The sequence below is a fragment of the Streptomyces sp. SID10853 genome (genome assembly GCF_010548145.1).
Lineage (GTDB): Bacteria > Actinomycetota > Actinomycetes > Streptomycetales > Streptomycetaceae > Streptomyces.
Window position 1 is genome coordinate 1 of record NZ_JAAGLN010000191.1, and the last position, 13,739, is coordinate 13,739.

Sequence of the window (13,739 nt, forward strand, 5' to 3'; positions counted from 1 at the left end):
GATCTCGGTGGAGTCGAAGAGGGCGCCCGGACTCTGCTCGGCCACCTCCGGGTGGTCGTAGAGGATGATCGGCGCGCCCAGGACGGTGTCCGCCGAGCCCTTGGCGCCGGCCAGGACCGGCCAGCATCTGCGCTGCCGGCAGCGGGCCGCGGCGGCCGCCGCGTGCTCCGGCGGCTCCAGGAGCGAGACGAACTCGCCGCCGTGCGCCCGCAGGATCAGATGCGCCCCGATCAGCGAGCTGCGGATCGCCTCGTCCTTGGAGCCGGGCGTCCCCGGATGCTCGTTCGCCACGGTGAGCGACAGCCGCAGCAGCCCGTCGTCATCGGTGGCCGCCAGCCGGATCCGGACGTCCAGCGGCAGCCTGCGCCGTACGATGCGCCCGGCCGGCGCGCCGTCGGCGCCGGTCAGCTGCTCCACGTCCTCGCCGCCGGGTACGGTGCGCCGTACGTCGGCCGGCTCCGTCAGGGAGAGCTCGGGCAGCACGATCTCCTGCTCCACGGCCTCCTCCCAGCTCAGCAACGTGGCACCGGACACGGTGAGTTCGGCCACCGGGGTGTGGCCGCCGTCCGCTCCGAGCCGCTGCACCTCGCGCAGCTGCACCTGGAGGAAGCGCAGATGGACCGTCACAGCGGCGGGCGAGCCGGACGGCGCCAGCAGACACTGCATCGCCATGTCCGGCTCCTCGCCGAAGCAGGCGGGCGCCGCGGACGGCGGCCCGAGCACGCCGAACTGCCAGCGCGACCGGTTCTTTCCTGAGCTGGCCCGGTACGGATACAGCAGATACCCCTCGTACAGCACCGCGTCGGCGACCGTACGGACCTCGTCGAGGCTCATGGCGTTCACAGGGGTCACGGGACCACCTCTCCGGTCTCGGCCAGCAGCGTGTGGACCGTCTCTTCCCAGCTGATCAGCCCGCGCCGCGCCCGGAAGCCGGCGAACTCGGCGATGACGTCGTGATCGAGCCTGATCCACCCGGCGTTCGGGAAGTGGGCGGCGACCATCTCCCGCCACACAGCGACGGGCATCGCATACCGGGCCTCGCAGTCCCAGGGGATCTGCCGTACGCCGAAGCCGGCGCTGCCCTTGGTGAAGACCGTGCCCGAGAAGAGCAGCGTGAGCGGGACCGTGCCCTCCCCGAGTGCGTGCAGATACCGCGAGCCCGTCACGTCGAAGTCATAGGTGCAGGGCAGCGCGAGGCCGGTCTCGGTGGCGCCGGTGAACCCCTGGACCGTGGTGTTGCACTGCATCCAGAGGAACGGCCGCAGGGTGTCCGCCCACCGGGACCGCTCCCCGAACAGCCCGCGCAGCGCTTCTTCCTCGGCCCCGTCGTAGGAGCGGCGCTGCGGCTCGATACGGACCTGGCACTGCAGGACGATCGCGTGGATCCGCTCGCCGCTGCTCTCCTCGATCCGCAGCCGGGCCGTCAACTGGGGTGCCGCCGCGTACGGTTCGGCCGCGATGTCGAGCACCGAGAAGTCCAGTACGGAGAAGTCCGTGCCGCTCACGAGGCCGCCTCCGCGGGTACGGCCCTGCTGCGGTCCCGCACCTGCGCGAAGAAGGCGTCCATCGCCGTGTGCGCCTCACGGCCGCCGTCGAAGCCGCGCCACAGCGTCCGGAGCCGGCCGACCAGCTCGTAGCACGCGTCGATCGGCACCAGGTGGCAGGAGCCGTCCCCGGTGCCGGGGCGGCGGATCAGCAGCGCCTCGACGTCGGGGCGCAGCACCGCGAGGGCGGGCGCGGCCGACACGATGGTGTCCCAGGCCTCCAGCGGCAGTTCGGACTCCGTCGCGCCCGCGGGCCCGGGGTAGAAGGCGACCGTGCGGTCCTGCACCGAGTTGCGGAACAGGAACGCCAGACCCACCGGGATCTGGAGCTCGTCCCAGGCCCGTGCGTCCAGCGGCACTCCGTCGAAGCGGAGATACCGCTCGGGCACCGCCCGGTAGCGCAGCCGCGCGTCCTCCTCGGTGAACAGGAGATAGCAGGCGCGGCAGCTGCACATCAGCGCCCGGCTCTCCAGGTTCACCACATGCGAGTGCTCGGGGCCCACCTGCTCAGCGCACATCTCGCAGCGTTCCCCGGCCACCGGCCGCGGACGGTTGCGGGCGATCCGCCGCAGCGCGGACACCGGGGTCGTCGTACGGCCCGGGGCGCTCATGCGGAGACCGGTGCGGGCACCGCGACGGAGACCGTCGGGCCGTCCACGAGCAGGGGCAGCGGATCGAGGTGCAGCCCGTCCACGTCGAGACAGGCACCGGCCCGCCGTACGTCGTAGTGCGCACGGCAGCCGGGGCACCGCAGCACGCCGTCCCCGGACGCGCCGCCCAGCCTGCGGGCCAGCGCCACACCGTCCAGCGACCGGTCGCACCGCGCGCACCAGTCACGGAAGGCGAAGAGACCGGACCCGAGCCGGCACGCCAGAACCGGGATCGCGCCCACGGTGAAGTGCCGTACGCCACCGGGCTCCAGGGTTTCGAGACCGGGCACGGCCTCCCAGGACGAGGCGCCGTCGCCCGGAGCGGACGCCGCCTCGTGCAGCCGGGAGAACAGCGAGTCCACCGTGACCAGCGGCCCCGGTTCGCCCGCCGCGCCCTCGGCCGGTGCCTCCACCTCGATCCCGGTGATCTCCGGGGCGGCCGCCTCGACCGCGCTGCGCACGGCCAGCTTGAGCGTGGCCGACGACGAGGGGCACCCGTCGCAGCTGCCGAGCAGCCGCAGCGTCACGACCCCGTCCGCCGTGACGCCCAGCAGCTCCACATCGCCGCCGTGCGAACCGAGATACGGCCGGACGCTCTCCAGCGCCTCCTCGACCCGGGTCTCCACGCCGTACGGGTGCAGCCCGTGCACCAGCAGCAGACTGGCCACCAGGTCGTCGGCCGCGAGAGCCGCCAGCAGCTCGTCGTCCAGTCGGCCCTGCTCGTGCACGAGGTCGAGCAGCCGCTCAAGACCGGCGCCGTAGAAGTCCGTGACCAGCCGGACCAGTTCCTCGCTCCGCTCGCGGGCCACGGCGCCGCCCGCCGCACTCGCGGCGATCAGGGTGTCGATACGGTCACCGGTCGCCCGCCAGTCGGCGGGCCCGGAAGCGCTCTGTTCCGTCTCCGCCATCACTCGCTGCCCGCGGACTGGGTGGGGGAGTGCAGCAGTTCCAGCTTCTTGCCCTCGCCGAGATACATGTGCACGCCGCAGGGCAGACAGGGGTCGAAGCTGCGCACCGTGCGCATGATGTCGATCCCCTTGAAGTGCTCCCGGTCGTTCTCCTCGAAGATCGGCTGGCCCTGCACCGCGTCCTCGTAGGGCCCCGGCGTACCGAAGTTGTCGCGGGGGCTCGCGTTCCAGGGGGTCGGCGGGTACGGGTGGTAGTTGGCGATCTTGCCGTCCCTGATCACCATGTGGTGCGAGAGCACGCCGCGTACCGCCTCGGTGAAGCCGCAGCCGACGCCCTCCTCCGGGACCTCGAACTTCTCCCAGGTCTTCGTCCGGCCCGCCCGGATCTCCACCAGCGCCTTCTCGGCGAAGTGCAGCGCGCAGGCGGCCGCGTACGCCTGGAAGTAGGTGCGCGCCCGGTTGCGCTCGATCGTGTTGCTCCACTTCGGGACGTGCCACTCCAGCTCGACCGGGCCCTTGAGCGCGGTCTTGGGGAGGTTGATCCTGACGCTGTTGCCGGTGGCCTGGATGTACCCGATGTCGACGAGACCGGCCAGCGCGGTGGTCCACAGCCGGGCCAGCGGGCCGCCGCCGGTGTCGAGCGCGAGGTAGTCCTTGCCGTCGAACCAGCGCGGCGACATGACCCAGCTGTACTTGTCGTCCAGATCCCGCTTCTGCGGCTGCGGGTTGGTGTGCTGGTTCCACGGGTGCCTGCGGTCGACCGGGTTGCCCATCGGGTCGTGGGTCACGAACATCTCCTGCTCCTCCCAGTCGCCGTAGTACGACGAGCCGAGGAGGATCCGGATGCCCAGGTTGATCTTCACCAGGTCGGTGGTGACCAGCTTCCCGTCCACGACCACACCGGGGGTGACGTACATCTTCCGTCCCCACTCGGTCATGTCCTGGTACTTGAAGTTGCAGTGCTCCGGGTCCTGGAACGAGCCCCAGCAGCCCAGCAGGATGCGCCGGTTGCCGACCTGCTCGTAGCCGGGCAGCGCCTCGTAGAAGAAGTCGAAGAGGTCGTCGTGCATCGGCACGACCTTCTTCATGAACTCGACGTAGCGCTGGAGGCGGGTGATGTAGTCCGTCATCAGCTGCACGGTCGCCACGGTTCCCACGCCGCCCGGGTAGAGCGTGGAGGGGTGTACGTGCCTGCCCTCCATGAGGCAGAACATCTCCCGGGTCATCCGGCTGACCTGGAGGGCCTCGCGGTAGAACTCACCGGTGAACGGGTTCAGCGAGCGCATGATGTCGCCGATGGTCTTGTACCCGTGGGCCTCGGCGTGTGGTGACGGGGTGCGGTTGGCCTGCTCCAGTACGCCCGGGTTGGTCTCCGCGACCATCTTCTCGCAGTAGTCGACCCCGACCAGGTTCTCCTGGAAGATGTTGTGGTCGAACATGTACTCCGCGGCTTCACCGAGGTTGACGATCCACTCACCGATGTGCGGCGGCTTCACCCCGTACGCCATGTTCTGCGCGTAGCAGGAGCACGTGGCGTGGTTGTCGCCGCAGATGCCGCAGATCCGGCTGGTGATGAAGTGCGCGTCGCGCGGGTCCTTGCCCTTCATGAAGACCGAGTAGCCGCGGAAGATGGAGCTGGTGCTGTGGCACTCGGCCACCACCTTCTGCTTGAAGTCGATCTTCGTGTAGATCCCCAGGCTGCCGACGATGCGGGTGATGGGGTCCCACGCCATCTCGACAAGGTCGTCCTTGCCCGGGATCCCGCTGCCACCCCTGCGTTGCGTCGCGGTCATTGCGCCGCCTCATCTTTCTTTCCGTTGCGGTCGGTCACCAGGTGCGGGTGGCACCGGTCGTGAGACTCCTGCCGGGCCTGCGCCACTTCGGCTCCTGGTCCAGCGTGTGCGTGGTCATGTTGCGCAGCCGGCGCATGGTCGCCCCGTACAGCCCGACCGCGTTCGACGAGAGCTTGCCGCCGGGCGGCTCGTCCATGAACGGCATGAACTTGTCCGGGAATCCCGGCATGGTGCACCCGATACAGATTCCGCCGACATTCGGACAGCCGCCGATACCGTTCATCCAGCCGCGCTTGGGCACATTGCACTTGACCGTGGGCCCCCAGCAGCCGAGTTTGACAATGCACTTGGGCGATCCGTATTCGGTGGCGAAATCGCCCTGCTCGTAGTAGCCGGCCCTGTCGCACCCCTCGTGAACCGTCTGTCCGAAGAGCCACGCGGGGCGCAGCGCGTCATCCAGCGGAATCATCGGGGCCTGGTCCGTCGCCATGTAGAGCAGATAGGTCAGTGTCTCGGACAGGTTGTCCGGCTGGATCGGGCATCCGGGGACGCACACGATCGGAATTCCCGCCTTGGACTTCCAGTCCCAGCCCAGATAGTCGGGCACCCCCATCGCGCCCGTCGGATTCCCGGACATGGCGTGGATACCGCCGTATGTCGCGCAGGTCCCGACCGCGACGATCGCGGTGGCCTTCGGCGCCAGCCGGTCGATCCACTCGCTGGTGGTCATCGGCTGTCCGGTGGCGGGATCGTTGCCGAAGCCGCACCAGTACCCCTCGTCGTGCAGCTGCTCGTTGGGGATCGACCCCTCCACGACCAGGACGAACGGCTCCAGCTCACCTCTGTCCGCCTTGAAGAACCACTCCAGGAAGTCATCGGCGCCGCCGGTCGGCCCGCACTCGAAGTCGATGAGCGGCCAGTGCACCGCGACCTGGGGCAGGCCGGGCAGGGCGCCGAGCGCGATCTCCTCGATGCTGGGCTGCGTGGCCGCCGTCAGGGCCACGGAGTCGCCGTCACAACTGAGTCCGGCATTGATCCAGAGAACGTGGATCAGGGTTTCCTCTGCCTTTACCGCTGCCTCTGTCGGCATAGCGCTGCCGCCTTCCGGGACCGGCGTGCCGATGCGGATTCCGCTGGGATCGGGGCGCCTGGTTCACGAGTGTGGTGTCGCTCACATTGCTACCATCTAGGCCCGGAGCACGCGCCCTGTCAACGCGGGAAGAAATCCGTACGGATGCCATTGGGCCGTGCCATTCGGCGGTGTGGACATCGGAATGCGAGCCGCTCGGACGCAGTCGGCTCGGCTTTCTTCCGGTGACCGGATCCGGATTGCGCCGGTCGAATGAACCGGAAAGAGAAAAGGGCCGACCGAATCAAGCGTAAGAGGCACGCACCGGTTTCAGGTCCTACGGTCGTGCCACCGACGCGGGAACGAGGCAGAGATGCATGAATTGTCGATCACGCAGAGCGTCGTCGACATGGTCTGCGAGCGCGCCGAAGGCAGGCCGGTCCGCACCGTCCGCGTGCGGGTCGGAGTGCTCACGGCTGTCGTGGCGGAGTCGATGCGGTTCTGCTTCGACCTGGTGACGGCCGGCACGGTGGCCGAGGGCGCGCATCTGGAGATCGACCAGCCCCCGGGATCGGCCCGCTGCCGCACGTGCGCACAGGACTTCGCCCTGGCCGATCCCGTACTGCTCTGTCCGTGCGGCAGCGCCGACGTGGAGATCACGTCGGGACGTGAACTGCAGATCATCTCGATGAAAGTGGGCTGACCCATGTGCGGTACCTGCGGTTGTGGCGAAGAGGGCGGCGGCACGCGGATTGCCCTGCCCCACGAGGACCACGCACGGGCCACCGGTCATCAGGACCACAGTCACGGCCACAACCATGGCGACGGTCATGACCACGACCACGACCACGACCATGACCATGGCGACGGTCACGGGCGCCACGAAGGCCACGACCACCACGGGCACGGGGCCGCGCCCGACGGCGGCCAGACGGTCACCCTGGAGCAGCGGGTGCTCGCCAAGAACGAGCTGCAGGCGGAGCGCAACCGCGGCTGGCTCGCCGAGCGGCACATCGTGGCGGTCAACCTGATGAGTTCACCCGGCGCGGGCAAGACGACCCTGCTGGAGCGCACCATCAGGGACTTCGCCGGACGGCGTCCGGTCGCGGTGGTCGAGGGCGACCAGGAGACCATGCTCGACGCCGACCGCATCAAGCGCGCGGGATGCGCGGTGGTGCAGGTGAACACCGGCGCCGGCTGCCACCTCGACGCCGGGATGATGGAGGGCGCCCTCGCCACCCTCGCACCGGAGCCCGGAGCGCTGGTCCTGGTCGAGAACGTCGGGAACCTGGTGTGTCCGGCCCTCTTCGACCTGGGGGAGCGCAGCCGGATCGTCATCATCTCGGTCACCGAGGGCACGGACAAGCCGCTCAAGTACCCCTATATGTTCGGTGCCGCCGACCTGGTCCTCATCAACAAGGTCGATCTGCTGCCCTATGTCGACTTCGACGTGGCCCGGTGCGAGGCGTACGCCCGCTCCGTCAACCCCGACGTACGGGTGCTGACGGTGTCCGCGACGACGGGCGAGGGCATGGACCAGTGGTACGAGTGGGTGGCGGCGCTGGACGACCAGATGCTCCTGAGCTGAGGTTCCCCCCGTGCGCATGACCCTCAGTGGACGGAGAACCCGCCGTCCACGAAGACCGACTGACCGGTGACATACGCGGAGGCGCGGCCGGCCAGGAACACCGCTGCGCCCTCGAAGTCCTCGGCGAGACCGTTACGTCCGGTCATGGTGCGCGCGGCCAGGGCGGCCGTCTTCTCCGGGTCGGACGACAGCCGCACATTGAGCGGCGTCATCACGAAACCGGGCACCAGGGTGTTGCAGGTGACGCCGTGCGGCGACCACGCCTCGGCCTGGGAGCGGGCCAGCGACTCCAGCGCCCCCTTGGACACCCCGTAGGCGCCGCTCTGGACGAAGGCCCGGTGCGCCTGCTGGGAGGTGACGTGGATGATCCGGCCGAAGCCGCGCTCGGCCATGCCGGGGCCGAACCGCTGCCCCAGCAGATAGGGCGCTTCCAGATTCACCCCCATCGTGGTGTCCCACGCCTCGTCGTCCAACTCGCCCATCGGCGGGCGGATGTTGACCCCGGCGGAGTTGACGAGGATGTCCGGCTCACCGAAGGCTTCGACCGCCTTTTCGGCCGCCGCGCGCACGCCCGCCCGCGTGCTGAGGTCGGCGCTGACCCAGGCCGCCCGGCAGCCGTCGGCCACCAGTTCCCCGACGGTCGCGGCCAGTTCCGCCTCCCGGCGCGCCACGATGACGACGCTCGCCCCGGCCCGGGCGAGCGCCCCGGCGATACTGCGGCCGATACCGGAACTCCCGCCGGTCACGACGGCGACCCGGCCGTCCAGGGAGAACAGGTCGGAGAGGTAGCCCTCGGTGGTGGTCAACGTGCGGTCCTTCCGTGTGTCATGGCCCGCCGGGCGAACGCGGCCCGCTGGTCCCGTAAGACCCTGCCATGGCCCGTGCGCCGGGTCTCGGCCGAGGTACCTGGCCGGCCCCGGTGAGCACTCCGCCGGGCACCGGCCGGTGCCCGGCACACGTACATCGCATACGATAGGCAGGTGACGGTACGAGAAACCTTGCAACTCGGCGACCCGTTCCTGCGGACCCCGGCTGAGCCGCTGACCACTCCGCTGTCCGGCCGGGCACGTGCGCTCGCCACCGACCTGGACGACACGCTGGCGGACTGGGTGAAGCGCACCGGTTACGGCCGCGGGATCGCAGCCCCGCAGATCGGCGCGGGCGTCCGGATGGTGCACCTGCGGCTCGACGAGCCCTGGACGCTCGTCAACCCCCGCATCACGGAGCGATCGGAGGCCACCTGGGAGCCCTGGGACGCCTGCCTCAGCTTCTCCGTCGAGATCTTCTGCCGGGTCCGCCGCCATACCTGGATCACCGTCGACTACCTGTCGCCCGACGGCCAGGAGCACACCCTGCGTGCCGACGGAGAGCTCGGCGAACTGCTCCAGCACGAGATCGACCACCTCGACGGCTTCCTCGCCGTCGACCGCATGACCGATCTCTCCACCCTCTGCATGCGCTCGGAGTTCGAGGCGCGGCACCGCGACGAAAGCCCCTACCGCCGATGAGCACTCCCGGCCCCGTCGCTCCCATCACCCGCAACGAGCCGCTGAGGGAGGCCGTCTACGCACGGATCGTGACGCTGCTCTCCACCGGCCGCCTCCCGCCCGGTACGGCTGTGACGGAGGCAGCCCTCAGCCGCTCCCTCGGCGTCTCCCGCACACCGGTGCGCGAGGCTCTGCTGCGTCTGGAGGCCGAAGGTGTCGTGCACTCCTCGCCGGCGCGCGGCTTCGTCGTCAGGCCGCTGAGCGACCGTGAGGTCTCCGAGGTGTACCCCATCCTGGCCGCTCTCGAAGCCCTCGCCCTGCGCTCGGTCCGCCGGCCTCTCGACACCGCGGAGCACGACCGGCTGGCCGGGCTGCTGGACGAACTGGAGGCGAGCGGCGACGCGGTGGCGCGGCGCGCGCTCGACACGGACTTCCACACCGGGCTGATCAGCCTCTGCGGCAACCAGCACCTCCTGGAGGCGATCGCGAAACTGCGTACCAGCCTTTCCCGTTACGAGATCGCCTACATGCAGCACACGCCCTCGCGCGGCCCGGCGGACCGGCAGCACCGGCTGGTGCTCTCGGCACTGGCGGAGGGTGACCACGAGCGCGCGGCGGCGGTCATCGAGGAGCACTGGCACGACGGCAAGCGCTGTATCGCCGCATGGCTCGCGGGTGAGGACGAGGGCACGGGCGCGGCTGCAACCGTGCGGTGACCGCGTCGAGTTGACAGCCGCACGGTCACCGCCGGGAGGGTCTCCTCAGCTGATCAGGGTCTTCTTCGGGCGGACCACACAGAACTCGTTGCCCTCCGGATCGGCCAGTACGGTCCACGACTCGTCTCCGGTCTGGCCGACGTCCGCCGGGGTGGCGCCGAGTGCGAGGATGCGGGCGATCTCGGCCTCCCGGTCCTCCGCGGGGGCCGTCAGATCGAGGTGCAGACGGTTCTTGACGGTCTTACGGTCCGTCACCGGCATGAAGCAGATACCTGTCGGTGCGGTCTCCTCCGGTCCGATCACCACTTCACGCTCCCGCTCGGACAGAATCCGCCAGCCGAGTACCGCTGCCCAGAAGCGGGCCAGACCGGGCAGGTCGTGGGCGTCGATGACGATGTGATGCAAGGAAACAGGCATGCCGGCATTGTGCCCGGGGCCTTCGGACGGATCACACGGTTTTCTCGGGCTGGTCACTCCGGGGTGCGGGGCCCTCGGACATTCCGTCGCCCATGAGCAGCGAGAGCACCAGGACGGCGAAGGCGGCGCCGAGCCCCACGCCCGACCATCCCGCGCGCTGGATCCGGGCGGAACCACAGGCCGGTGCGGTGTCGCGGTTGTCCGCCAGCGCGTCGTCGCCCGCCGGGTTCAGGACCGAGCCGCAGGTCACCTGCACGGTGTCGTTCTCCCCCGCGTAACCGGACGGGTCGTGGATCTTCGGCGACACCGGCACGAACAGCAGCCCCACCGCTGCCATCGCTACCAGCAGTGCGAGGGTCGCCCCGCCGCGTACGACCGCGGGCAGCCTGCCCAACGACCGTGCGGGCCGGACGTGTTCGGGTTCTGCCGGTATGCCGTCGCGCTCGCCGCTCACTGCTGTACCCCCGTTGTCCTTCGGCCGGAAACCATCAGGCCGCAGAGGGTAGCCGGGCTGCCGCAGGAGCGGTGGGGCCGGGGGCCGGGCAGTGGGGGAGCGTCGGCGTAGCGGGGGTGTCAGAGCAGCTTGGCCACGGTCAGCAGCAGGGCCGAGTCCTCCAGGGCCTCGACCCGGTGGCGGCTGTCGGGCACGATGATCAGGTCGCCCTGACGGGCCTCCCAGGACAGATCGCCCGCCGTGAGCCGCACCCGGCCCTGCAGGACCTGCACCGTGGCCTCCCCGGGATTCTCGTGCTCGGCGAGGTGCGAGCCGCGTGTCATCCCGATGACCGTCTGGCGCAGGACCTTCTCATGACCGCCGTAGACGGTGTCCGCCGTATGACCGCCGCCGGCCGTGGCCGCCAGTTCGATCTGCTGGCGGGCCAGGGCTTCGAGAGAGAGTCTCTGCATGACGTCATTCTCCCGCATCCGTCCGCCCGGGCAACGCGGACGGCGCCGGGCGGGCGTGCTCCCCAGTGCGGCCGGGGGGGGCAGGCGGAGCGGGTCACCTGGCGGGGGCCGCACCGGGGCCGGTGCGGCGGCGGCCACTGCCGTACCCGGCCGTCCGGCGGACGAAGAGACTGATGACCGACGAGTTGACCAGGGCTGCCACCACCAGTACGACGTACGTCAGGGACGCCCCGACGCCGGGCAGCAGCATGAGCAGGCTGGTCGGCGCGGTGAGCAGGATCGGGTACACCCCGGAGAACGACGCGTCAGGGTGCGAGACCAGCGTGGTGTCCACCCACACCCAGACCAGCAGGGCCGCGATGACTATGAGGTACCCGCGCGACAACCAGTCCCCCGCCACTGTCCGGCCGATCCGCCGCACCAGGTTCTTGCCGTCCATCGTCTCTCCACCACCGTCTCGCTCTGTGACCGGGTACGCCGCGCCCGCCCGTTCAGCGGGCGGTACGTCCGCGTGCCGCGGCCCCGTGTCTCTCTTCTTCCTGCTTCTTCCTGCTTCCAGACTGCCGGAGCCGGACGGCAGCGGCTTGAGTACCGGTACTCAACCGTCGCCGAGTACGGGGGCGCTGCCCGATCGCCGTACGCGGGTTGCCGCTCGCCGAATGCCGTACACCAGAGCTGGGCAGGTACGGGTGTGCGGAGCCCGGAGGACGGGACGACGCTGACCCGGAGGGGGCGCGAAACGTCATGGAACGATCTGGCTGGCAGTTTTCCGACGACCGTGGGCAGCTGTCGAGGGCTGGGCGGACACCGTCGAAAGTGACGGCGTACATCCGGGCCGGGGCCACGCTGTGGGACCACGGCCTGACCCCGCACGCGGTCTTCGGATCCCTGCACGACGGAGCGGCGGTCGACCCGGCCAAGGCGGGGGCGCTGCCGCAGGGCGCCGTCCGCTACCTGGGAGCGGGCGGCACGCTCGATCTGGACACGCTGCTCGGCGGCGGCCCGGATCTCGTGGTGGCGGTCAGCTACGGCGGCGGGCAGGTGTACGGACTCGACCCGGACACCGCCAAACACCTGGAGGAGCACGTCCCCGTCGTCGTCATCGACGTGGGACAGACGCACAGCCTGGACGGGATCAGGAGCAGGTTCGACGCGCTCGCCCGCTCGCTGGGGGCCCGCGGCGACGGCGAGCAGCAGGAGCTGCTGGACGCCGCACACCACCGGCTGCGCGCGGCCGCGGACATACCGTCAGGACCCGAGGTGCTCGCGCTCTCACCCGCCGGGCCCGACCAGGTGCATCTGGCGCGCCCCGGAGCCTGGCCCGAACTGCGCGCGCTGAGCGAACACGGCGTCAGCATGGTGCGGCCGCCCGACGGCGCCGGCGCGAACTGGGCCACCGTCAGCTGGGCGGAGGCGGCGGCGCTGAACCCCGGCATCGTCCTCGCGGACGTCAGGTCGAACGCCACACCCCTCGACGAACTGAGCGGCAACGACGAGTGGCTGCGCCTCACCGACGGGGCGAGGGTGCTGCCGTGGAACCCGGAAGCCGCGGACAGCGCCCGTTCCCACACCCGGTTCTTCGCCTCGGTGGCCCAGGCGCTGGAGGCCACCGCTGCCCAGTGAGTGCGCTCACACCCGGCGCTGATCAAGGGACTCATCCGTGTCGGAGTTGGGCCGAACGGGTGAAGGGGGTCAGAATTGGCTGATGCAGATAGAAAGCCCAGCCGAGGTGGTCCGGTGAGCAGGTACGACGAGTACGACGTCACCGACGAGCAGTGGGAGGGGCTCGCCCAGGTGGTGCCGCTGCGCGGGCGCAACGAATGGCCCTCGCGAGTGGACCACGAGACGATCCCGAACGAGTACGCGGCCGAGCAGCGCCGTTTCGTGGTGCTGCGTGTGCAGGTGTTCGCCGACGCGCGTGAAGTCGCCGAGTACCTCGTCGGGCAGGTGCCCGTGCTGCTCGACCTGACCGGGGCCGAGACCGAAGTGGCCAAGCGCATCCTGGACTTCAGCAGCGGTGTGGTCTTCGGCCTCGGCAGCGGGATGCACCGGGTCGACAAGAACGTCTTCCTGCTGGCTCCGGCCGGCATGGAGGTGGAGGGAATCGCGGCGGCCGCAGTCCCCCGATCGTAGGAAGGTCATCCAGACGGAACGGTTCGCCACCGTGAGGCGTGCGTACGGTCCGGACCATGGACGCAACCTACGCACGCCCCACCGTCACCGAACTGCGGCTCTCGGCCTTCAAGTCGCACCGCGGCGCCGCCTTTCCGCTCGCCCCGCTGACCCTGTTCACAGGGGCGAGCGGGAGCGGTAAGACGAGCGCGCTCCAGGTGTACGAGGCGCTGGCGCGGCTCGGCGCGGGGGACGAGCTCGGTGAGGTCTTCGACGACCCGGGCAGCTGTGTCCCGGAGCGGGCCTGCGCGGACGCGCAGGGGCGGCGGGGGTTCCGGATCGGCTGCACGGTCGACGGCCCGGCCGGCCCCGTCCACCTCGATCTGGCGGTGCAGGCCGAGCCCGAACTGCGCGTGGTGGGCGAACGGCTGACCGCGGACGGCCAGTTGCTGCTGTCCACGGCGTTGCGCGATCCGGCGCGCAGGACGGTGCAGGCCGCCTGGCACACGGCGGGCGCGGTCCCGGTGACCCGGGCCCCGCTGCCCGACG

The 13,739-nt window shown here is 70.3% G+C and carries 17 protein-coding genes and 1 pseudogene; 7 read left to right on the plus strand and 11 right to left on the minus strand.

Going from position 1 to position 13,739, the window contains the following annotated elements:
• The 6 genes and pseudogenes from G3I19_RS27370 to G3I19_RS27395 all read right to left on the minus strand — a co-directional run.
• Positions 1–852 (minus strand): annotated as a pseudogene (locus tag G3I19_RS27370) (hypothetical protein); the annotation flags it as partial.
• On the minus strand, positions 849–1,505 hold the full coding sequence (locus G3I19_RS27375; protein ID WP_164266389.1) for a DUF6084 family protein: 657 nt from the start codon (positions 1,503–1,505) through the stop codon (positions 849–851). The pseudogene G3I19_RS27370 and the gene G3I19_RS27375, both read right to left, overlap by 4 nt.
• Entirely contained in the window at positions 1,502–2,155 is a 654-nt protein-coding gene (locus G3I19_RS27380) for a DUF5947 family protein (protein ID WP_164266390.1), read from the minus strand. The genes G3I19_RS27375 and G3I19_RS27380 overlap by 4 nt, the downstream gene beginning before the upstream one ends.
• Positions 2,152–3,102, minus strand: coding sequence for a NifU family protein (locus G3I19_RS27385; protein WP_164266391.1), 951 nt, complete (start codon positions 3,100–3,102; stop codon positions 2,152–2,154). The genes G3I19_RS27380 and G3I19_RS27385 overlap by 4 nt, the downstream gene beginning before the upstream one ends.
• Positions 3,102–4,895: a nickel-dependent hydrogenase large subunit gene (locus G3I19_RS27390; RefSeq protein ID WP_164266392.1), complete on the minus strand. Its 1,794-nt coding sequence runs from the start codon at positions 4,893–4,895 to the stop codon at positions 3,102–3,104. The genes G3I19_RS27385 and G3I19_RS27390 overlap by 1 nt, the downstream gene beginning before the upstream one ends.
• A gap of 34 nt (positions 4,896–4,929) precedes the next feature.
• Positions 4,930–5,985, minus strand: a complete 1,056-nt coding sequence (locus tag G3I19_RS27395) for a hydrogenase expression protein HypE (protein ID WP_164266393.1) — start codon at positions 5,983–5,985, stop codon at positions 4,930–4,932.
• A gap of 352 nt (positions 5,986–6,337) precedes the next feature.
• On the opposite strand from G3I19_RS27395, the gene G3I19_RS27400 reads away from it, so the two are divergent.
• Together G3I19_RS27400 and hypB are read left to right on the plus strand one after the other, a co-directional pair.
• Positions 6,338–6,667: a hydrogenase maturation nickel metallochaperone HypA gene (locus G3I19_RS27400; RefSeq protein ID WP_164266394.1), complete on the plus strand. Its 330-nt coding sequence runs from the start codon at positions 6,338–6,340 to the stop codon at positions 6,665–6,667.
• 3 nt (positions 6,668–6,670) lie between these two features.
• A complete protein-coding gene (gene hypB / locus G3I19_RS27405; RefSeq protein WP_164266395.1) occupies positions 6,671–7,552 on the plus strand; it encodes a hydrogenase nickel incorporation protein HypB in 882 nt (293 codons plus the stop codon).
• A 23-nt stretch (positions 7,553–7,575) separates the two neighbouring features.
• On the opposite strand, the gene G3I19_RS27410 is transcribed toward hypB, so the two are convergent.
• On the minus strand, positions 7,576–8,358 hold the full coding sequence (locus G3I19_RS27410; RefSeq protein WP_164266396.1) for an SDR family oxidoreductase: 783 nt from the start codon (positions 8,356–8,358) through the stop codon (positions 7,576–7,578).
• A gap of 174 nt (positions 8,359–8,532) precedes the next feature.
• Here G3I19_RS27410 and G3I19_RS27415 point away from each other — a divergent pair, with 174 nt between their 5' ends.
• Complete coding sequence (locus G3I19_RS27415) at positions 8,533–9,060, plus strand: peptide deformylase (protein ID WP_343235223.1); 528 nt, start codon at positions 8,533–8,535, stop codon at positions 9,058–9,060.
• Entirely contained in the window at positions 9,057–9,755 is a 699-nt protein-coding gene (locus G3I19_RS27420; RefSeq protein ID WP_164266397.1) for a GntR family transcriptional regulator, read from the plus strand. Before G3I19_RS27415 ends, G3I19_RS27420 begins: the two co-directional genes overlap by 4 nt.
• 45 nt (positions 9,756–9,800) lie before the next feature.
• Here G3I19_RS27420 and G3I19_RS27425 read toward each other — a convergent pair whose 3' ends face one another.
• From G3I19_RS27425 to G3I19_RS27440, 4 genes are all read right to left on the minus strand, one after another.
• Complete coding sequence (locus G3I19_RS27425; protein ID WP_164266398.1) at positions 9,801–10,172, minus strand: VOC family protein; 372 nt, start codon at positions 10,170–10,172, stop codon at positions 9,801–9,803.
• 31 nt (positions 10,173–10,203) lie between these two features.
• The gene (locus G3I19_RS27430; RefSeq protein WP_164266399.1) at positions 10,204–10,626 is read right to left on the minus strand and encodes a hypothetical protein; all 423 of its coding nucleotides are present in this window, start codon (positions 10,624–10,626) and stop codon (positions 10,204–10,206) included.
• 119 nt (positions 10,627–10,745) lie between these two features.
• Positions 10,746–11,078 (minus strand): cupin domain-containing protein, encoded by a 333-nt coding sequence (locus G3I19_RS27435; protein ID WP_164266400.1) that lies wholly within the window; start codon positions 11,076–11,078, stop codon positions 10,746–10,748.
• A 94-nt stretch (positions 11,079–11,172) separates the two neighbouring features.
• The gene (locus G3I19_RS27440) at positions 11,173–11,517 is read right to left on the minus strand and encodes a hypothetical protein (protein WP_203600365.1); all 345 of its coding nucleotides are present in this window, start codon (positions 11,515–11,517) and stop codon (positions 11,173–11,175) included.
• A 305-nt stretch (positions 11,518–11,822) separates the two neighbouring features.
• Between G3I19_RS27440 and G3I19_RS27445 the strand changes: the two genes are divergently transcribed.
• From G3I19_RS27445 to G3I19_RS27455, 3 genes are all read left to right on the plus strand, one after another.
• Positions 11,823–12,701 carry an ABC transporter substrate-binding protein gene (locus tag G3I19_RS27445; protein WP_164266401.1) on the plus strand — a complete coding sequence of 293 codons (879 nt, stop codon included), beginning with the start codon at positions 11,823–11,825 and terminating at the stop codon, positions 12,699–12,701.
• A 114-nt stretch (positions 12,702–12,815) separates the two neighbouring features.
• A complete protein-coding gene (locus tag G3I19_RS27450) occupies positions 12,816–13,211 on the plus strand; it encodes a cell division protein SepF (protein ID WP_164266402.1) in 396 nt (131 codons plus the stop codon).
• Positions 13,212–13,267: 56 nt separating this feature from the next.
• Positions 13,268–13,739, plus strand: a 472-nt coding sequence (locus tag G3I19_RS27455) for an ATP-binding protein (RefSeq protein ID WP_203600369.1), incomplete at its 3' end; no start/stop codon positions are given.